Genomic DNA, 18781 nt, shown 5'->3' on the forward strand with positions numbered 1-18781 from the left:
TCGGCCGGAATTCCAGGGCTTTGTGACAGATAGAAGGGGGAGTGGGGGTTAGATCACGCCCTGGGCGAGCATCGCGTCGGCGACGCGCTCGAAGCCCGCGATGTTGGCCCCCGCGACGTAGTCGCCAGGCGTGCCGTAGCGCTCGGCTGCGCGGAACGACGCATCGTGGATGTCGGCCATGATGTCGCGCAGCTTCTGCTCGCTGTCGGCGAAGTTCCAGCGCTGACGCGAGGCGTTCTGGCTCATCTCCAGCGCCGACGTCGCAACGCCACCGGCATTCGCGGCCTTGCCCGGGGCGAACAGCACATCGGAATCCTGGAAGGCGCCGACGGCCTCAGGCATGCACGGCATGTTGGCGCCCTCGGCGACAGCGCGCACGCCGTTGGCGATGAGCATCTGCGCCGACTCGAGGTTCAGCTCGTTCTGCGTGGCGGCCGGGATCGCGATGTCTACCGGGGTCTCCCAGACGTTTCCGCGTTCCACGAAGCGGGTGCCGGGGCGACGCTTGGCGTACTCGATGATGCGACCGCGCTCGACCTCCTTGATCTGGCGCAGCAGCCCCAGGTCGATTCCCGCGTCGTCGACGATGTAACCCGACGAGTCGGATGCCGTCACCGCACGCGCCCCGAGCTGGGTGGCCTTCTCGATCGCGTAGATCGCGACGTTGCCGGAGCCCGAGACGGCGACGCGCTTGCCCTCAAGGCTCTCGCCGTGCACCGCGAGCATCTCTTGCACGAAGAACACGGCACCGTAGCCGGTCGCCTCGGTGCGCACCTGCGCGCCGCCCCAACCGATGCCCTTGCCGGTGAGGATTCCCGTCTCGGCGCGGTTGGTGATCTTGCGATACATGCCGTACATGTAGCCGATCTCGCGGCCGCCGACGCCGATGTCGCCCGCGGGCACATCGGTGTGCTCGCCGATGTGGCGGAACAGCTCGTTCATGAACGACTGGCAGAAGCGCATGACCTCGGCGTCGCTCTTGCCGTGCGGGTCGAAGCTCGAGCCGCCCTTGCCGCCGCCGATGCCCTGACCGGTCAGCGCGTTCTTGAAGATCTGCTCGAATCCGAGGAACTTGATGATCGAGATGTTCACCGACGGGTGGAAGCGCAGGCCGCCCTTATAGGGGCCGAGCACCGAGGAGTACTGCACGCGGTAGCCGCGGTTCACCTGCAGCTTGCCCGAGTCGTCCATCCACGGCACTCGGAAGATGATCTGCCGCTCGGGCTCGACCATGCGGTCGAGCACACCCTTGTCCAAGTACTCGGGACGGCGCTCGAGCACCGGGCCGATGGAGTGCAGCACCTCGTGCACTGCCTGGTGGAACTCCGGCTCGTTGGGGTTGACGTGCAGCACGGCGTCGAAGACGGGCTGAGCGGCAACGTTGAGCGGGTGGAAATCGGCAGTGGTATCGGTCACGCGGGGGAGCTTTCTGACGGGGGATGTGATGTATGCGATCGTGTCGCGTGATGCGTCGCCGGATCAGGCAGAGGTCTCACTCTAACGCGCGAGATCCGCTGGTACCGACGACAAGACGCGGCGGATGCTGTCAGCCGGTGTTCTGCAGACCGGCGGCGACTCCGCTGACTGAGAGCAGCAGCAGGCGCTGCAGCTCCGGGTCGGCGGCGGGGGCATCTGCGTCGGCGCGCAGGGCGCGCAGCGCGCGCAACTGCAGCAACGAGAGGGCATCGACGTAGGGCGTGCGCAGCTGGACGGCGCGCTGCAGGATCGGCTTGTCGGCCAGCAGCTGCTCGCCACCGGTCAGACGGACCACCCACTCCCGTGTCAGTCGCAGTTCGTCGAGCACGATGCCGGCGAGGTCGTCACGGTCGCCGAGCGACAGGTACTCGGCGGCGATGCGTTCGTCGGTCTTGGCGAGGCTCATGGCGACGTTGTCGATCATGGTGCGCAGCAACGGCCATTCGCGGTAGGCCTCGACCAGCGCCTGCTCGTCGCCGACTGCCTGCAGCGCCGTTCCGAGTCCGAACCAGCCGGCCAGGTTGATGCGCGCCTGCGTCCAGGCGAACACCCACGGGATCGCCCGCAGGTCTTCGAGCGACTCGACCGACAGGCCGCGGCGGGCCGGGCGGGAGCCGAGGGCGAGCAGACCGATCTCTTCCATCGGGGTGACGGTGGCGAACCACGGGGCAAAGCCGTCGGCGCCCACCAGTGAGAAGAAGCGCTCGCGCGAGGCGACGTCCATCACCTTGGCGATGCCGGCGAACCGTTCGGCGGCGCCGCTGGTGCGCTGCTCGACGCTGGGCGATGACGCCAGCAGCGTCGCCGCGGCGACCTGGTCGATGTGTCGCATGGCGATGGCCGGCTCGCCGTAGCGGGCGAAGATCACCTCGCCCTGCTCGGTGAGCTTGAAGCGGCCGTCGACGGAGTGCGGCGGCTGGGCGAGGATCGCCGAGTTCGCCGGTCCGCCGCCGCGCCCGAGGGCACCGCCGCGACCGTGGAAGAGGGTGAGTCGGATGCCCGATTCCACGGCCCACTGCGCGATGTCGCGCTGCGCTTCGTACAGTGCGAGGTTCGCGGCGACCGGACCGACGTCCTTGGAGGAGTCCGAGTAGCCCAGCATGACTTCGAGTCGGTTGCCGGTCTCGTCCAGTCGCGCGCGGAACGCGGGCTGCTGCACGACCTCGGCCATGATGCCGGGCGCCGCCTGCAGGTCGGCGAAGGTCTCGAACAGCGGAACGACGTCAAGCACGGGAGCCTGGTCGCCGAGAGCGTAGTGGGCGAGCCGGTGCACGGCGGCGAGGTCGTCGGCCGAACGGGTGAACGAGACGACGTAGCGGCCCGCGGCGCGCAGCCCGTGGCGGCGCTGGATGTCGGCGATCGCGCGGAAGACCTCCAGGACCTCCTGCGTGCGCTCGCTCAGCTCGGCGCCGGCGTCGAGCTCTGCGAGCGCCTCGGCGTGTACCTGCGAGTGCTGGCGCACCTCGAGCTCGGTGAGGTGGAAGCCGTAGGTCTCGACCTGCCAGATCAGGTGCTGCAGGCCTCCGAACGCGTGTCGGCGGGCTCCGGATGCTGCGAGCGAGCGCTGCACGGCACGCAGATCGGCCAGTAGCTCTTCGGGAGCGGCGTAGGCGCTCTCGGTCTCGACGCGTGTGGCGTGTACGCGGTGAACGACCGCGAACATGGCACGGCGGTGCGGTTCACCGGGCGAGCGTTTGGCGATCTCGGTCGCCGCGTCGGCGTGGTCTCGTGCGAAGGCATCCCAGAGATCGGCGACCTCGGCGGTCGGTGGCGTGCTCTCGGCATCGAGCGTCAGGGTGCGGCCGATGCGCTCGATCGCGCGCTCCAGGCCGCGCAGCACGTGCTCCGAGGCGATCTCGGCCGCCTCACGGGTGACCGAAGCGGTCACGAACGGGTTCCCGTCGCGGTCGCCGCCGACCCACGAACCGATCCGCACGAACGCGGGCACCACGGGGGCGCTCGAGCCGGAGCCCTCGCCACGCAGAGCGTCGTCGATCCGGCGGTACACGTGAGGGACGGTGGTGAACAGCGTCTCGTCGAAGACGCCCATCACGGTGCGCACCTCGTCGGTGGGAGTGGGCTTCTCAGCCCGCAGGGGCGCGGTGCGCCACAGGGTGTCGATCTCTTCCAGCATCCGACGCACGGCGCGGCGCTGTTCGGAGCCGCCGGGGCTGGCCAGATCGTGCTGCCCGAGCAGGTCGGAGAGGCGGCGGATGCTGCCCGATACCGCCCGGCGACGAGCCTCGGTCGGGTGCGCGGTGAAGACGGGGTGGAAGCGCAGGTCGGCGAGGCGCTCGCGGGCGGCATCCTCTCCGATCTCTGCACGCAGCCGGGCGTAGGCGGTGGCGACGGTGTCGGCGACGTTCTCGCGACCGGGCTGTCCGGCGCGTTCCCGCAGCACGCGGACGCGCTGGTGCTCCTCGGCGAGGTTCACCAGGTGGAAGTAGCAGGTGAAGGCGCGGGCGACCTCATCGGCGCGTTCGATCGTGAACGCGTCGGCGATGGATGCGGCGCGTTCGAAGGCGTCGGTGCTGTCGGCATCCGCGGCCTGGATCGTCGCCAGGCGCAGGCGCTCGACGTCCTCGTACAGTCCGGGAGTGCCGGATTCGCGCAGCACCTGACCCAGCAGCCCGCCCAGCATGCGCACGTCGGCGCGCATCGCCTCGGGGATGCCGTTCGATGCCTCGAAGCGGGTGATGACGCGGATGGCTTCGGTGTTCGTGGGCTCGGGGGACATTCTTCGAGAGTATCCCCGTCGTGGATGTCGCCCGCGCCACGTGACACACGCCGCCTACGATGGACGCGATGCGCATTTCAGACAATCCCCTCCGCGGACAGCAGTTTCCCGCGGCGCTCCTGCTGATCGCCGCCGGGCTCGGACTGCTGCTGGCGAACCTGCCCACGCACGATGCGATCGGTGCCGTCCTCGACGCGCACATCGCGATCCCGGGTACGGCACTCGACCTGTCGATCGCCCACTGGGTGTCGGACGGACTGCTGGCGGTGTTCTTCTTCGTCGTCGCGATCGAGCTGCGCTACGAACTCACCCACGGTGAGCTCGACTCGCCCCGCAAGGCTGTGCAGCCGGCGATCGCCGCGACCGGTGGCGTGCTCGTGCCGATCGCCGTCTACCTGCTGATCGCCGGGGCAGAGCCCGCGACGGCGGGCGGCTGGCCCATTCCGACGGCCACCGATATCGCCTTTGCGCTCGGCGTGCTCGCGATGTTCGGCAAGGGGCTGCCCACGTCGGTGCGCGTCTTCCTTCTTGCACTGGCGATCCTCGACGACATCATCGGCATCGTCTTCATCGCGGTGCTGTTCGCGCACGACGTCAACTGGGTGCAACTGGCGCTCGCCGCTGTCGGCGTGATCGGGTTCGGCGTGCTCAGCCGCATCGTGGCCAGGAACGGCTCGTCGGGAATCGCCGTGCTCATGGGCGTCATCGCCGTCGTCACGTGGGGACTGGTCGCCTCGTCGGGCATCCACGCGACGATCGCGGGTGTGCTGCTGGGGCTGGTCATGTCGCCGGCGCCGGCCGAGCAGGTGCGGCACGGTCTGGAACCGACCGTGAACGGGGTCATCCTGCCGCTGTTCGCGTTCGTCGCGGCGTTCGTGGTGATCCCGCAGGTGGCGCCCAGCCAGCTCTCGCCCGCGTTCTGGGGCATTCTGGTGGCCCTGCCCGTGGGCAAGATCATCGGCATCGGCCTGTTCGGATGGATCGCCATGCGCATCCGCCCCAAGGGCACGCCGCCCGCACTGGAGCTGCCCGACCTGCTTGCCGCCGGTGCGCTGGGCGGCATCGGCTTCACCGTGTCGCTGCTGCTGGCCAACCTCGCGTTCGCCGGCGACGAGCTCGTGCGCGACGAGGCGATCCTTGGCGTGCTCGGCGGTTCGCTGATCGCACTGGTGCTGTCGGGCTTCATCGTCTCGTGGCGCGCGCGCCACTACCGTCGCGCCACGGTCGCCATTCTCGACTGAGGAGAGACCCATGACCGACCCGTCGCATCTTTCGGACCCGCTGCGGGCTGCCGCCGAGACGATGCGGCAGGTGCGCGAGCGGTGCGTGTGGTCTCAGCAGATCACGCACCGCGACCTCGTGCCGTACCTCATCGAGGAATCGCACGAGGTCATCGAGGCGGTCGAGACCGGCGACGGCGCAGACCTGCGCGAAGAGCTCGGGGATCTGCTCTGGCAGGTGCTGTTCCACGCGGCCATCGCCGCGCACGACGGCGCTTTCGACATCGACGACGTCGCGCGCGGCCTCACCGAGAAGATGGTGCGCCGGCATCCGCACGTCTTCTCGGATGCCATCGCTGAGACGCCCGAAGAGGTGCTGGTGCACTGGAACGCGGCGAAGGCCGCCGAGAAGCACGAGCGTCGCAGCGTGCTCGACGGGATTCCCGCGGGGATGCCTGTGCTCGCCCGAGCGCAGAAGGTGCTCGGGCGTGCGGTGGCACTTCCGGCCGTTGAGCGAGGGAGCGCAGCGACCGAGACGAAACACCCCCGCGACGAGCCGGCGCCGCTGCCGGCATCCGAGATCGAACTCGGCGACGCGCTGCTGTCTCTGGTCGCCCACGCCCGCGCGAACGGCTGGGACGCCGAGCGTGCCCTGCGCGAGCGCCTGCGTGCACTTGAGGACGACGTGCGCGCCGCCGAATCGGATGCTTGACCCGTCAACGGGCGCGATTCTCGCCCTGCGAAGGAGCCAAACGTCGACTCCGAGGGGTCGAGAAGCAACGGTTGGCTCCTTTGGGTAGTGCTGTCACGCCTCCAGGAAGTCGCGGATCCACGTTCTGACTTCATGGAGGGTGCGCGGACCGACCCAGCCCGCGCTGCCGACGATGCGCTGCCGCGAGATGGTGCGTACCTGTTCCGTCATCGCCCACGAGGGCGTGCGGAGCCCCGCGTTCGGCAACGGCACATGGTTGTCCCAGCCGCGATGCACCGAAGTGATCGGAACGACGATCGCGAGGGTGTCCGCGAGCAGGAGATGCTCGGGGCCGCTCACCACGACCACCGGTCTGCGGCCTGCCTGCTCGCGTCCGATGACCGGCGAGAGCTCTGCCCAGACGACGTCACCGGGGCGGAGTTCACCCGTTCTCAAGGGTGTCCCACCACTGAGTCTCTTCGCGGTAGGACTTCCAGTCCTCCTCGGACGTGTTCGCCATCTGCTCGCGCAGCACAGCGAAGCGGTGTGCGCGCTCCTCCCGCTCGAGCAGCTTCTCAAGGTACGAGTTCATTGTGAGCTGCTCGGCAGTTGCGTGTGATTTGAGTCGGTCTCGCAGATCGGTGGAGACCTTGATCGTCGTCATGGTCATACTTGAAGTATACCAAGAGGGATACCTCTCAGACCTGGAAAGATAGACCCGTGGCAACTGTGAACCCGCCGCGCGGAATGCGCGATTTCCTCCCCGCTGACAAGGCCCGTCGCGAGCGTGTGCTCGCCGTCATCCGCGAGCGCTATCGTGCGCACGGCTTCGACGAGATCGAGACGCCGGTGGTCGAGGAGCATGCGCGTCTGCATGCCGGAATCGGCGGCGACAACGAGAAGCTGTCGTACAGCATCCTGCGCCGTGGGCTCGATGCCGAGGGCATTCGTGCCGCGGCCGATGACCCGGCGGCGCTCAGCGACCTCGGGTTGCGCTACGACCTGACGGTGCCGCTGGCGCGTTTTTACGCGACCAACCGCGGTCAGCTGCCCGGCGTCTTCCGTTCGATCCAGATCGGGCCGGTGTGGCGTGCCGAGCGCCCGCAGAAGGGCCGTTACCGCCAGTTCGTGCAGTGCGACATCGACATCATGGGCGATGAGACCGCTCGCGCCGAGGCCGAGCTGATCGTCGCGTCGATCGATACGATCGACGCCTTGGGTCTCGAAGGCGGCATCGTTCGCGTCAACGACCGGCGCGCCTTGGAGTGGATGCTCGATGCCTTCGGCTTCACCGCGGATGAGCGTCCCGGTGTGCTGATCACGATCGACAAGCTCGACAAGATCGGACCCACGGGAGTCGCCGCCGAGCTGCGCGATCGCGGGGTCACCGCCGCGGCGGTCGACACGTTCGAGGCGTTCCTGACGCGTCCGCAGACGCGCGACTATGTGCCCTACGGCGAGCGGCAGATCCGCAAGGCACTTCCCGAGGGGGCCCCCGACGAGATCGTCGAGCACCTGGTCTCACTCGGCGACGCGGTCAGCGCTGCGCGTCCGGATGCCGGCGAGCCGCCGCTGGTCTACGACCCCTTCCTCGTGCGGGGCATGGGCTATTACACGGGCACCATCTTCGAACTCGCCCACCCGTCGGTCGACTACTCGCTCGGCGGCGGGGGCCGCTATGACGGCATGATCGGCCGGTTCCTCGGGCAGCAGGTGCCCGCTGTCGGCTTCTCGATCGGGTTCGAGCGCATTGTCGATCTGGTCGCCGAGGTTGCGGCCGAGGCTGCGCAGGCGGTGGTGCTGGTGCACGATGCCGATGTTCCGGTGGCTGAGCTGCTGGCGCACAAGGCGGCGCTGCTGCGCGACGGTGGTGCGGCGCGGGTGCGGCTGGAGCGCCGTCCGAAGAACATGAAGGCGCTGTTGGAGCGCGCGACGGCCGACGGCTACACCGGCTTCGCCACGGTGCGGGCCGGAGACGTGGTCGGCACGGTCGAGGTCAAGCCGCTCGGCTGAGGCACGTCATCGCTGGTCGGCGACGCGCAACCGCACGGCGCGGTACGCGGCGCCGATCAGCAGCACCACCGTGCCGATCGCGGAGGCGATCAGCGGCAGGGTGCTGACGAGCATGAGGCATCCGAGCGCGCCGATCACCTGCAGGAACCGCGGGTAGCGGCGCGCAGCACCGTGCTGGCGGAACGCCGCGGCGTTCGCGATCAGGTAGTAGAGCAGGACTCCGAAGGATGAGAAGCCGATCGCTCCGCGCAGATCGGCGATCAGCACGATGCCGATGACCGCGAGGCCGATCGCGATCTCAGCCCGGCGCGGGACGTGCCACCGCGGGTCGACGTGCGCGAGGAATCGCGGCAGGTCATGTTCGCGCGCCATCGCCAGGGTGGTGCGTCCGATACCGGTCAGCAGCGCCAGCAGAGCCCCGAGCGATGCCGTCGCGGCTGCGACGCGCACGATGGGTTCTGCGCCTGCCCAGCCCGCGGCGGCGACGACGTCGGCGAGCGGGTGCACGCTGCCGATCGCGTCGGCTCCGAGAGTCGACACGACGGTGATCCCGATCACCACGTAGACGACGACCGCGCCCGAGAGGGCGAACACGATAGCGCGCGGGATCGTGCGGGCCGGGTCGGTGACCTCCTCGCCCATGGTGGCGATACGGGCGTAGCCGGCGAAGGCGAAGAAGAGCAGACCGGCGCCCTGCAGGATGCCGTACAGGGTGGCGTCGGGCAACGCGTCAGGGGTCGCGCCCGGGGCGGCGGTGGCGCCGGCGGCAGTGACGACAGCGAGCCCGAGCAGCGTGATCACCACCAGGATGCGGGTCAGCAGGGCCGTGCGGGTGATGCCGAAGCAGTTCACGGTCACCAGTGCGGCGACCGCGAGAACGGCCACCGGTACACGCCACTCCTCGGGGGCCGCGTAGGCGGCGAAGGTCATCGCCATCGCTGCGCTGCTGGCGATCTTGCCGATCACGAAGCACCAGCCGGCGATGAACCCCGACCAGGGGCCGATCTCGGCGCGCGCATAGGCGTAGGTGCCGCCGGCGACCGGGTGCACCGCGGCGAGCTGTGCCGACGAAGTCGCGTTGGCGAAGGCGACGAGCGCGGCGATCGCGAGGGCGATCAGGATGCCGGAGCCTGCCGCGCCGAGGGCGGGTGCCCAGACGGCGAACACGCCGGCACCGATCATCGAGCCAAGTCCGATGGCGATGGCGTCGGCGAGGTTCAGGCGGCGAGCGAGGGGCATCCGATCATGGTCCCACCGTCTGGTGAACGGGCGGTGACCTACGCGCCGCGCGCGTCGGTGACGCGCTTCTTCTCGCGCACGTAGACCTCGCGCCGCACACGTGCCACGGTGTCGCCGGCCGCGTCGGTGATCTCGGTCTCGAACCACTCGAGCACCTTCGCCCCGCCGTGCGCACGCTCGCGCAGACGCTGCACCTGCTCAGGTGACACGTGGAAGTGGGCTGTCAGCACGCCGCGTCCGGGCTTGACGAACTCGATCTCGCCGCGGGTGTCCCAGACCACGTAATCGCGACCGAGCTGGTGCATCACGAGCATGAAGAAGTACGGGTCGGTCATGGCCGACATCGATCCGCCGAAGGCCGTCTTGACGTAGTTGCGGGTGAACACGTTGACGTGCAGTTCGACGGTGGCGTGCGTCCAGTCATCCGAGAACCGACGCACGCGGATGCCGCTGAAGAGGTTCGGAGCCCACAGGCTCATGCCGAGGGCGAGGCGACGAGGGGTCATGCGCATGCGGTCAGTCTGCCGGGGGAGACTCTGGTGGCCGCGATCGGCTGGATACTATCGACAACTGTTCTATTTGAACTAGAATAAGCGTGTTGGAGGTGCTCATGTTGATCCGGATCGACCCCGAGAGTCCACGGCCGCTGTTCGAGCAGATCGCGGCGTCGGTGCGGGGTGACGTGCTCGCAGGGCGACTGCGCCCCGGCGATCGTCTGCCGGCGGCGCGCGAGTTGGCCGATGCGACCGACGTCAACGTCCACACCGTGCTGCGCGCCTACCAGGAACTGCGCGACGAGGGTCTTGTCGATCTGCGTCGTGGCCGGGGCGCAGTCATCTCAGCATCCGCCGCCCCTCTCGCCGCGCTTGCCGACGACATCACCGCCCTCGTGCGCCGTGCCGTCGAGCTCGGCGTCACGCCCACCACCCTCGCCGCCCTCATCAAGGAGACGAACCGATGAACGACCGTTCCCGCAGCAGCGATGCCCCCGAACTGTCCGTCACGGACGTGCGGCACGACGAACTGCGGCGCGCGCGCCGCGCCCTCGTCGTCGTCGGACTCGTGCTGCCTGTCATGCTCACGGCGATCGCGGCCGGGCTTGTGCTCGCGTGGTTGCCCGACGTGCCCGATCCGGCGTCGACCCACTGGGGGCCGGGCGGTGTGGACGGCTTCGGTGCGCCGGTGACGTACCTGTGGCTGTCGATCGGTCTCGGATTCGGCGTGCCGGTGCTGATGGTGATCACCGTGCTCAGCGTGGCGCGGGGGCAGTGGGGCGGCAGCGCGCGTCTGCTCGGTGCTGTTGCTCTGGGAATGTCGGGCTTCAGCGCCGTTCTCACCACCGGCTCGGTCTGGCTGCAGCGCGGACTCGACGACGCGACGCAGGCGGGGTCGATCCTGCCGACCGTGATCGGCGGGTTCAGCGCGCTGCTCGTGCTCACCGCCGCCGGTTGGGTGCTGCAACCTGACGTGCACCCGACACCGGCGGTGGCGCTGCAGCCCGCCCACCTCGCGTCGATCTCGGCGGGGGAGCGGATCGTATGGTTGGCGACCGCGTCGATGGCGCGTGCGGGGATGATCGCGTTGGGCGTCGGTGTCGCCGCGCTGGTCGGCATCGCTGCGGTGACAGCCGTGCAGGCGCCAGAGATCGTGTGGATCCCGCTGTTGGTGATCGTGCTCATCGGCGTCGCCGTCGGCGCCATGTCGTCGTTCCGAGTGCGGGCCGGTGCCGAGGGCCTTCGGGTGCGCTCGTTCCTCGGATTCCCGCGCATCGACGTGCCGCTTGAGCAGATCATCTCGGTGCGGGCCGTGCAGTGCCACCCTTTCGCCGAGTTCGGCGGCTGGGGATGGCGGCTCAGCACGGATGGCCGAAACGGTATCGTGCTTCGAACCGGACCGGCGATCGAGGTGCAGCGGCGCGGCAAGCGCACCCTGGTGGTGACCGTGGACGGCGCCGAGGTCGGCGCCGCGACACTGCAGGCATATCTCGACCGTGCCCGGTCGGCGCATGCGTGAAACCGGAGGAGGACAATGGATGCTGTACAACAGTCCACGACTCGTCGGAAGGTGACTATCGGGCTCGGCCCGATCCTTGCCTTCGTTCTGCTGGCCTGCGGCCTGGCCTGGTTGGTGGCGTTGCCGCTGTGGCTGGGTGACGGCCTCGCCTCGCCCCTGACCGGCGCACTGCTGCCCCTGATGATGTTCACGCCGGCTCTTGCACTGCTGATCGTGATGTTCACGATGCATCCGATCCCGAAGGGTGAGCGGCTGCGGTTTCTCGGAATGTGGCCGCTGCGCCCCGCGAAGCGCGTCATCTGGATGTGCGTGATCGGCCTGTTCGGCACGGTCGCCGTCGTCGTGGCGGCGATGCTGCTGTCGGTCGCGCTCGGGTGGCTCTCGGCCGACTTCATCGGGCTCTCCGGATTCGCGCAGACGCTCGAATCGTCGGTGCCCGCGGGAACGCCGCTGCCGCCCGCGTGGGTGCTGGTTGCCGTGCAGCTGGCCTCGATCCCGTTCGCGGCGGCGACGATCAACGCCGTGATGGCCTTCGGAGAAGAGGTGGGGTGGCGGGGATTCCTGGTGCCCGCACTGCGCCGCTACGGCACCTGGCCCGCACTGCTGATCAGCGGCGTGATCTGGGGTGTGTGGCACGCGCCGGTCATTCTGCTCGGCTACAACTTCGGCCGCACCGACATCACCGGGGTGTTGCTGATGACGGCAGGTTGCATCGTCTGGGGCGTCCTGCTGGGGTGGCTGCGGCTGCGCAGCGCGTCGATGTGGCCGGCCGTGTTCGCGCACGGTGCGCTCAACGCGGCGGCCGGCCTGCCGATCGTCTTCCTCGCGGCCGGTGCCGTGACCGACCCGGCGCTGTCGATGGCGCTCGGCGCCTCGGGGTGGATCGTCGGTGGCGTGGTGATCGTCGTGTTGCTGCTGACCGGCCAGTTCCGTCAGCAGCCGAACCTGGCAGAGCCCAAGCCCCGGGCATCCGTCGCCCCGCCGGTCGCGCCACCCGCTCCGCCGGTGGCCTGATCCCGTCGGTGGCCTGATCCCGTCGGAAATCCCAGACCATCCGGTATCCGATCGGTGTGTCGCGGCACGGCGCGCCGCCGGCCGCGCGGACGGTCTGGGATTTCCCACACAGCGCAGAGTCTTGACCGCGCGCGGCGCGCCAGGTTGGCTGAGGGAATGGCCGAATCCACACCGCAGAACTGGCACGACGTCGACCACTACCTCGCCGAGACGCTCGTCGGGCACGATCCCGCGCTCGAGGCGGCGCTCGCTGCACAGCGGGACGCGGGGATGCCCGAGATCGAGGTCGCGCCCGTGGCCGGCAAACTCCTTAACCTCCTGGTGCGCATCAGCGGCGCCGAACGGGTGCTCGAGATCGGAACGCTCGGCGGCTACTCGACCATCTGGATGGCGCGCGCCGTGGGTGAGCGCGGGAGGGTGACGACGATCGAGGCCGAGAGCGGCAACGCCGCCGTGGCACGAGCGAGCATCGACGCGGCCGGGGTCGGTGACCGCGTCGACATCCGCATCGGACGCGCCGCCGACGTGCTGCCGACGCTCGTCGGCGGCTTCGACCTGGTGTTCATCGACGCTGACAAGGAATCGAACACCATCTATCTCGACTGGGCCGCGAAGCTCGGGCATCCGGGCACCGTCGTGGTCGTCGACAACATCGGACGCAACGGCGATGTCGCCGACGCGTCGAGCACCGATCCGATGGTGGTGGGTACGCGCGCGGGACTGCGGATGCTGGCAGATGACCCACGCTTCGATGCCACCGCCCTGCAGACTGTCGGTCTGAAGGGATGGGACGGGGTCGCGCTCGCCGTCGTGGTCTGAGCGAGGCGGCCGGGACGCTCACGACGCGGGAACGGCTGCCAGGGGAGTCACCCGGCAGTTCACCCGAGCGTGCATTCGTGTTCAGGTCGCGTCCCTAGCATCCGAGATCTACCCCCTGCGCCGCGCGATCCGCGCCACGATCGCGCGCGCCGAAACGGAAGGATCTCCACCCCATGAACCGACGCCGCTCGCGTACCTCCACGGTCGCTCTGGGCGCCTTGCTCTGCGCCACACTCGCAGTGCCGCTCGCCTCGGCTGCCCACGCCGTCGAGGATCCGACGACCGACCCGGTGGGCGATCTCGCGCTGCTGAGCGATCCGTTCCTGCAACTCCCCACCGCCGACGGCGTACGAGTGGTCTGGACCACCGAGTATGCAGGTGACGGGAACGTCGTGCTCGTCGGGGACGGCGTGTCGTCGCTGACCGTGGAGCAGGCACGCGCCGCGGCCGCCGGGGCGACCTTCTCCGGCGTCACGGCCTACGCGGCGGAATCGTCCCGCTTCTCGCGACTTGCCGAGGACGCCTCCTCGCGTCTGCCGCAAGACCTCCTGCCCTCTGCCGAGGACGGCATCGCAGCACGCGAGGTGTGGCGTCACGAAGCCGCCGTCGCAGGGCTCGCCGCCGGTGAACGCGTCGACTACCGCGTCGTCTCGACCGACGGCGACGGAACCGTCGTCTCAGGCACCTTCTCGCTCGCGCCATCGCCGCAGGCCGGCGACGACCTGCGGGTGCTCATCACAAGCGACCACCAGGCGATGGCGAACACTCCCGCGAACCTGCAGATGGCGGCCGAGACGATCGGCGACATCGACGCGGTGTTCCTCGCCGGCGACCTCGTCAACCACCCCGACCGCGCATCGGAGTGGTTCGACGACACCCGCGGGAGCGCCTTCTTCGCCGCACTCCAGGGCAACGGCGGACGCATCGACAACAATGGCGTGCAGCAGTACTCCGGTGGCGAGATCGTACAGAACGCCGTGCTGTTCCCCGCGGTCGGCAACCACGAGGTGCAGGGCCGGGTAGACGGCAAGACCAAGATCGGGGCCTCGTTCGGCGCGCCGGTGCCGGTGGAGATCGCCGAGGCCGAGTACGAGAAGGTCGCCGCGGACGTGAATCCCACCGCCGACCCCGACGTGAAAGCGCAGTGGATCGAGAACAACTCGTTCAGCACGACCAGCTACGAGGAGATGTTCACGCTTCCCGATGACTCACCCGGCGGCGAGACTTACTACGCGGTGACCTTCGGTGACATCCGGCTCGTCTCGCTGTACTCGACGCGCATCTGGCGGGGCACCGCCGCGCAGGCCGACGCGCAGGAGCGCACCTCGACCAGCCGCTATCAGGAGGCGGCGGCGAACCTCGACGCGCCCCTGGAGCAGGGCTACGGCGAGTTCGTGTTCGAGTCGCTCGAAGAGGGCAGCGAGCAGTACGAATGGCTCGAGGCGGAACTCGCGAGTGACGACTTCCAAGACGCGCGCTTTCGGGTCGTCATGCTGCACGAGGGGCCGCAGGGGCTCGGTGACAACGTCATGCCGCACTTCGCCGAACCGACGCGCATCGAAGAGACGAACGCCGAGGGCGAGGTCGTCGGCGTGCGCTACGAGTACGAACCCGACAACAACATGCTGCTGAACGACCTGACGCCTCTGCTCGAGTCCGCCGGCGTCGATCTCGTGCACAACGGTCACTCCCACCTGTGGAACCGTTTCGTCTCCGAGAACGGAGTCAACTACCTCGAGACCAGCAATACCGGTAACTCCTACGGCGCGTATCACGAGCTGAGTGGTCGCAGCCGGCCCCTGCCGCCGGAGCCCTGGGATGCCTCGAACTACCTGTCGCAGGGCAACCCGGGCGGCCTTGAGGCCGTGGTGCCCAACGTCGCGCCGTTCCGCACGGAAACCGGAGACCCCCAGCCGTTCGTGCAGTCCAACGATCTGGCGGTGTTCGCGATGCTCGACACGGCCGCGAACGAGGTCGTCTCGTACGCGTACGACGTGCGCACCCCGGAGACCTCACCGTGGGTCATCGACCGGTTCGCGCTGGGTCGTGAGGCGGGGGAGCCGGTCGACCCGGAGCCCACGCCTGAGCCGACCGACCCGACCGACCCGACAGAGCCTGGCGATGGCGGAGAGCTCGCGGTCACCACGTCGGTGTTGTCGGTCGCTGCCGGTGGCGAGGTGACGATCTCGGCATCCGGCCTGGCCGCGGGCGAGGCGGCGACCATCGAGTTGCACTCCGATCCGGTCGTTCTGGCCACGGCGGTGGCAGATGCCTCGGGCGAACTCTCCGCAACGGTCACGATTCCCGCGACGACCGAGCCGGGGACGCACGAGATCGTCCTCGTCGCCGCGTCGGGTGAGAGCGCAGGCGTCGAGATCGTGGTGGTCGCGGCCGACGTCGCGTCGCCCGGCGAGAGCGGTGACCTGGCTGCGACGGGCTCGTCCCTCCCGGTCGGGCTCCTGCTCGGGGGTGGCGTCCTGCTCGCCGTCGGCGGCGCGGTGACGTTCTTCGCCCTCCGTCGACGCGGCCGGACCGGCTGACCTTCTCTGCCGCAGACGCACGCGGCGATGATTGACGAATGACCATGTGGCTAATACCATTAGCCACATGGTCATTCGCATCCTCTGGGGAATTCTCGCCGCCGCCGCGATCACGCTGTCCGTGATCTCATCGGTCGACTACGGCTGGATCGTCGGTGGTCCGGTGATCGTCTTCGCACTGCTGCCCGACGTCGCGCTCATCGGCGCCTTCGACCCGAACCGATCGGGGGCGCTGCGCCCTGACCGGGTGGTGGGGTACAACATGCTGCACCTCGCGCGCTTTCCGGTGCTGCTCATCGCGGGTGGCTCATTGATCGCGCTTCCCGTGGTCGGAGGTGCGCCGGGGGGAGCCGTGGTCGTTGGCATGGGGCTCGCCTGGTTGGCGCACATCGCCGTCGACCGTGCCGTCGGCTACGGACTGCGAGACCGCGACGGGTACATTCGATCGGTCGCCGGCGCGCCGACGCCCGGCGCGTGTCAGGCATGAGCGCTCGCCGCGAGCAGATCCTCGATGTCGCCGAACGGGTGCTCGAAGACGTCGGGGCGGACCGCTTCGGAATCGGTGAGCTCGCCCGTGCGCTCGATATCAAGCCGCCGAGCCTGTACAAGCACTTCCGAGGCCTTGACGCCATCGTGCACGCGCTCATCTCTCGCGGTTTCATGCGGCTCGGCGTTGCACTGGAGGGCGCTGACGGGCTGGCGGGATTCGCCGAGGTGTACCGTGCCCAGGCGCTCGCGGCACCGCAACTGTACTGTCTGATGACCCAGCATCCGCTCGACCGCACCCAGCTCGAACCCGGCGCGGAGGAGCGGGCGATGCGCGCACTGCTCGAACTGTTCGGTGAGAGCGTGGAGGATCACCCGCGGGCACGGGCCGCATGGGCGTTCGCGCACGGTCTGGTCGCGCTCGAGATCGCCCAGCGCTTTCCGCCCGGCGCGGATCCCGGGCCGTCCTGGGCGGTTCTGGTGTCATCGCTGGCGCCGCGTCATGCGTCCCCGGCGGGCTGAGCACCCCGGGTTAGACTGGGCCACGGATCGACGTCGCTCCACACCACCTTTCCTCTCTGAAAAGGAGCACATCTGTGGCACTCATCGAGGCAGTAGGCGCACGCGAGATTCTCGACTCGCGCGGAAACCCGACCGTCGAGGTGGAGGTGCTCCTCGATGACGGGATCGTGCAGCGCGCCGCCGTCCCGTCGGGTGCATCCACCGGCGCTTTCGAGGCATACGAGCTGCGCGACGGCGACAAGGGTCGCTACGGCGGCAAGGGCGTCCTGAAGGCCGTCGAGGCAGTGCTCGACGAGCTCGGCCCCGCCATCGAGGGCGTTGAGGCGAGCGAGCAGCGCATCGTCGACGAGATCCTCAACGAGGTCGACGGCACCGACAACAAGAAGCGCGTGGGCGCCAACGCCATCCTCGGCGTCAGCCTCGCTGTGGCCAAGGCTGCTGCCGATTCGGCTGACCTGCCGCTGTACCGCTACCTGGGCGGACCGAACGCGCACGTGCTGCCCGTTCCGCTGTTCAACGTCATCAACGGTGGCGAGCACGCCGACAACGGCATCGACATGCAGGAGTTCTTCCTCGCCCCGATCGGCGCCGACACCTACTCGGAGTCGCTGCGCTGGGGCGTCGAGACCTACCACGTGCTGCGCAGCGAGCTGCAGGCCGCCGGCTACGCCACCGGTCTCGGCGACGAGGGCGGCTTCGCTCCCGACCTGCCCAGCAACCGCGAAGGCCTGGAATTCCTGATCAAGGCGATCGAGAAGGCGGGCTTCACCCCGGGCAAGGACATCGCCCTGGGTCTTGACGTCGCCGCGACCGAGTTCTTCAACGACGGCGTGTACCGCCTCGACAACAAGGACTGGACCGGCCCCGAGCTGATCGAGTACTACCAGGGCCTGGTCAATGACTTCCCGATCGTCACGATCGAGGACGCGCTGGCCGAGGACGACTGGGACAACTGGAAGCTGCTCACGGATGCCCTCGGCAGCAAGGTGCAGCTGGTCGGAGACGACCTGTTCGTCACCAACCCCGAGCGCCTCGCTGACGGCATCGCCCGTGGCGTCGGCAACTCGCTGCTGGTGAAGGTCAACCAGATCGGCACGCTCACCGAGACGTTCGACGCGGTCAGCCTGGCACAGCGCTCCGGCTACACGGCCATGCTCTCGCACCGTTCGGGTGAGACCGAAGACACCACGATCGCCGACCTCGCTGTCGCGACCAACGCCGGTCAGATCAAGACCGGTGCGCCCGCCCGCAGCGAGCGCGTCGCGAAGTACAATCAGCTTCTGCGCATCGAAGAGGACCTCGGTGACGCCGCGGTGTTCGCCGGTGCATCGGCGTTCCCGCGCTTCGGCCGCTGAGCCAAGACACGCGGACGCTGAACGGCTGATACCGCACTGAGACGCTACGAAGGAGGGGGAGCATGGCACGACGACCAGCTCCCCCTTCATCGTCTCCGCACAGCGACGAGCCGCGCCCGCAGCACGCACCGCGCACCTCGGCATCCGCCCCGTCGGGCCGCAGAACGCGAACGCGCACCCGCCTCGCCGACCGCGCCGTCGATGTGCGGGAGTGGGCCAGTGGCATCCGCCTCTCGGCCTTCGCAGCGATCATGCTCTCGCTGGTAGTCTTGGGCACCTGGGTGCTCGTGCCGACCATCGGCACGTACCTGGACCAGCGCCAGAAGATCGCCGCCCTCGAGCACTCGGTGCAGCTGACCGAGGAGCAGATCGCCGAGCTCGAGCGCGAGCAGGCGCGCTGGGATGATCCGGTGTACATCACCACTCAGGCGCGTGAACGGCTCTACTACGTCAGGCCCGGTCAGGTGCCCTACCTCGTCGACTTCGACCTCGATCCCGCTGACCTGCCGCCCGCGCAGCAGGAAGTCAGCGAAGAACTGCAGCAGCGCGGAGCGGACTGGATGCCCCACTTGCTGCGCAGCATGACCGCTGCCGGGCTGGCACAGACCGCCGTCGGCACCCCCGCGCGCTGACCCGTGAAGCCGCCGGAGGCGGAC

The 18781-nt window shown here is 69.0% G+C and carries 18 protein-coding genes; 12 read left to right on the forward strand and 6 right to left on the reverse strand.

Annotated elements, in window-relative coordinates; translation table 11 throughout:
- Positions 1–48: 48 nt before the first annotated feature.
- Both gdhA and PTQ19_RS04285 read right to left on the reverse strand, forming a co-directional pair.
- Positions 49–1416 (reverse strand): NADP-specific glutamate dehydrogenase, encoded by a 1368-nt coding sequence (gdhA, locus tag PTQ19_RS04280; protein WP_274368589.1) that lies wholly within the window; start codon positions 1414–1416, stop codon positions 49–51.
- A 130-nt stretch (positions 1417–1546) separates the two neighbouring features.
- On the reverse strand, positions 1547–4213 hold the full coding sequence (locus PTQ19_RS04285) for a phosphoenolpyruvate carboxylase (RefSeq protein WP_274368590.1): 2667 nt from the start codon (positions 4211–4213) through the stop codon (positions 1547–1549).
- Between the two features lie 68 nt (positions 4214–4281).
- On the opposite strand from PTQ19_RS04285, the gene nhaA reads away from it, so the two are divergent.
- Together nhaA and PTQ19_RS04295 are read left to right on the forward strand one after the other, a co-directional pair.
- Positions 4282–5454: a Na+/H+ antiporter NhaA gene (gene nhaA / locus PTQ19_RS04290; protein WP_274368591.1), complete on the forward strand. Its 1173-nt coding sequence runs from the start codon at positions 4282–4284 to the stop codon at positions 5452–5454.
- A gap of 10 nt (positions 5455–5464) precedes the next feature.
- Positions 5465–6145: a MazG family protein gene (locus PTQ19_RS04295; RefSeq protein ID WP_274368592.1), complete on the forward strand. Its 681-nt coding sequence runs from the start codon at positions 5465–5467 to the stop codon at positions 6143–6145.
- Positions 6146–6238: 93 nt separating this feature from the next.
- Here the strand turns inward: PTQ19_RS04295 and PTQ19_RS04300 are convergent, their stop codons facing one another.
- Together PTQ19_RS04300 and PTQ19_RS04305 are read right to left on the reverse strand one after the other, a co-directional pair.
- On the reverse strand, positions 6239–6580 hold the full coding sequence (locus tag PTQ19_RS04300) for a type II toxin-antitoxin system PemK/MazF family toxin (protein ID WP_274368593.1): 342 nt from the start codon (positions 6578–6580) through the stop codon (positions 6239–6241).
- Positions 6567–6794, reverse strand: coding sequence for a hypothetical protein (locus tag PTQ19_RS04305; RefSeq protein ID WP_274368594.1), 228 nt, complete (start codon positions 6792–6794; stop codon positions 6567–6569). The genes PTQ19_RS04300 and PTQ19_RS04305 overlap by 14 nt, the downstream gene beginning before the upstream one ends.
- 77 nt (positions 6795–6871) lie before the next feature.
- Between PTQ19_RS04305 and PTQ19_RS04310 the strand changes: the two genes are divergently transcribed.
- Entirely contained in the window at positions 6872–8137 is a 1266-nt protein-coding gene (locus tag PTQ19_RS04310) for a histidine--tRNA ligase (protein ID WP_274369027.1), read from the forward strand.
- A gap of 6 nt (positions 8138–8143) precedes the next feature.
- Here the strand turns inward: PTQ19_RS04310 and PTQ19_RS04315 are convergent, their stop codons facing one another.
- Positions 8144–9376 carry an APC family permease gene (locus PTQ19_RS04315; RefSeq protein WP_274368595.1) on the reverse strand — a complete coding sequence of 411 codons (1233 nt, stop codon included), beginning with the start codon at positions 9374–9376 and terminating at the stop codon, positions 8144–8146.
- 38 nt (positions 9377–9414) lie between these two features.
- Entirely contained in the window at positions 9415–9888 is a 474-nt protein-coding gene (locus PTQ19_RS04320; protein WP_274368596.1) for a DUF4442 domain-containing protein, read from the reverse strand.
- Between the two features lie 98 nt (positions 9889–9986).
- Between PTQ19_RS04320 and PTQ19_RS04325 the strand changes: the two genes are divergently transcribed.
- The 9 genes from PTQ19_RS04325 to PTQ19_RS04365 all read left to right on the forward strand — a co-directional run bounded on the left by PTQ19_RS04325 (position 9987) and on the right by PTQ19_RS04365 (position 18757).
- Positions 9987–10337, forward strand: a complete 351-nt coding sequence (locus tag PTQ19_RS04325; RefSeq protein WP_179411437.1) for a GntR family transcriptional regulator — start codon at positions 9987–9989, stop codon at positions 10335–10337.
- Positions 10334–11389, forward strand: coding sequence for a DUF1648 domain-containing protein (locus PTQ19_RS04330; protein WP_274368597.1), 1056 nt, complete (start codon positions 10334–10336; stop codon positions 11387–11389). Before PTQ19_RS04325 ends, PTQ19_RS04330 begins: the two co-directional genes overlap by 4 nt.
- 15 nt (positions 11390–11404) lie before the next feature.
- The gene (locus PTQ19_RS04335) at positions 11405–12403 is read left to right on the forward strand and encodes a CPBP family intramembrane glutamic endopeptidase (protein WP_274368598.1); all 999 of its coding nucleotides are present in this window, start codon (positions 11405–11407) and stop codon (positions 12401–12403) included.
- Between the two features lie 156 nt (positions 12404–12559).
- A complete protein-coding gene (locus tag PTQ19_RS04340; RefSeq protein ID WP_274368599.1) occupies positions 12560–13222 on the forward strand; it encodes an O-methyltransferase in 663 nt (220 codons plus the stop codon).
- A gap of 173 nt (positions 13223–13395) precedes the next feature.
- Positions 13396–15762, forward strand: a complete 2367-nt coding sequence (locus tag PTQ19_RS04345; RefSeq protein ID WP_274368600.1) for a metallophosphoesterase family protein — start codon at positions 13396–13398, stop codon at positions 15760–15762.
- A 67-nt stretch (positions 15763–15829) separates the two neighbouring features.
- Positions 15830–16249, forward strand: coding sequence for a DUF4260 family protein (locus PTQ19_RS04350; protein ID WP_274368601.1), 420 nt, complete (start codon positions 15830–15832; stop codon positions 16247–16249).
- Complete coding sequence (locus PTQ19_RS04355) at positions 16246–16770, forward strand: TetR/AcrR family transcriptional regulator (protein ID WP_274368602.1); 525 nt, start codon at positions 16246–16248, stop codon at positions 16768–16770. Before PTQ19_RS04350 ends, PTQ19_RS04355 begins: the two co-directional genes overlap by 4 nt.
- A gap of 74 nt (positions 16771–16844) precedes the next feature.
- Complete coding sequence (gene eno, locus PTQ19_RS04360) at positions 16845–18125, forward strand: phosphopyruvate hydratase (RefSeq protein ID WP_206823273.1); 1281 nt, start codon at positions 16845–16847, stop codon at positions 18123–18125.
- Positions 18126–18187: 62 nt separating this feature from the next.
- Entirely contained in the window at positions 18188–18757 is a 570-nt protein-coding gene (locus tag PTQ19_RS04365) for an FtsB family cell division protein (RefSeq protein WP_179411431.1), read from the forward strand.
- The last annotated feature ends 24 nt before the right edge of the window (positions 18758–18781 follow it).

This window comes from Microbacterium esteraromaticum (assembly GCF_028747645.1).
In the GTDB taxonomy this organism is placed as follows: domain Bacteria; phylum Actinomycetota; class Actinomycetes; order Actinomycetales; family Microbacteriaceae; genus Microbacterium; species Microbacterium esteraromaticum_C.

Excerpts from the sequence above, each read along its gene's own strand:
- PTQ19_RS04345 (WP_274368600.1), top strand. The coding sequence starts at position 13,396 with ATGAACCGACGCCGCTCGCGTACCTCCACGGTCGCTCTGGGCGCCTTG.
- nhaA (WP_274368591.1), top strand. The coding sequence starts at position 4,282 with ATGCGCATTTCAGACAATCCCCTCCGCGGACAGCAGTTTCCCGCGGCG.
- PTQ19_RS04295 (WP_274368592.1), top strand. The coding sequence starts at position 5,465 with ATGACCGACCCGTCGCATCTTTCGGACCCGCTGCGGGCTGCCGCCGAG.
- PTQ19_RS04285 (WP_274368590.1), bottom strand. The coding sequence starts at position 4,213 with ATGTCCCCCGAGCCCACGAACACCGAAGCCATCCGCGTCATCACCCGC.
- PTQ19_RS04305 (WP_274368594.1), bottom strand. The coding sequence starts at position 6,794 with ATGACCATGACGACGATCAAGGTCTCCACCGATCTGCGAGACCGACTC.
- PTQ19_RS04315 (WP_274368595.1), bottom strand. The coding sequence starts at position 9,376 with ATGCCCCTCGCTCGCCGCCTGAACCTCGCCGACGCCATCGCCATCGGA.
- PTQ19_RS04325 (WP_179411437.1), top strand. The coding sequence starts at position 9,987 with ATGTTGATCCGGATCGACCCCGAGAGTCCACGGCCGCTGTTCGAGCAG.
- PTQ19_RS04330 (WP_274368597.1), top strand. The coding sequence starts at position 10,334 with ATGAACGACCGTTCCCGCAGCAGCGATGCCCCCGAACTGTCCGTCACG.
- PTQ19_RS04350 (WP_274368601.1), top strand. The coding sequence starts at position 15,830 with ATGGTCATTCGCATCCTCTGGGGAATTCTCGCCGCCGCCGCGATCACG.
- PTQ19_RS04340 (WP_274368599.1), top strand. The coding sequence starts at position 12,560 with ATGGCCGAATCCACACCGCAGAACTGGCACGACGTCGACCACTACCTC.
- PTQ19_RS04335 (WP_274368598.1), top strand. The coding sequence starts at position 11,405 with ATGGATGCTGTACAACAGTCCACGACTCGTCGGAAGGTGACTATCGGG.
- PTQ19_RS04310 (WP_274369027.1), top strand. The coding sequence starts at position 6,872 with ATGCGCGATTTCCTCCCCGCTGACAAGGCCCGTCGCGAGCGTGTGCTC.
- PTQ19_RS04355 (WP_274368602.1), top strand. The coding sequence starts at position 16,246 with ATGAGCGCTCGCCGCGAGCAGATCCTCGATGTCGCCGAACGGGTGCTC.
- PTQ19_RS04365 (WP_179411431.1), top strand. The coding sequence starts at position 18,188 with ATGGCACGACGACCAGCTCCCCCTTCATCGTCTCCGCACAGCGACGAG.
- PTQ19_RS04320 (WP_274368596.1), bottom strand. The coding sequence starts at position 9,888 with ATGCGCATGACCCCTCGTCGCCTCGCCCTCGGCATGAGCCTGTGGGCT.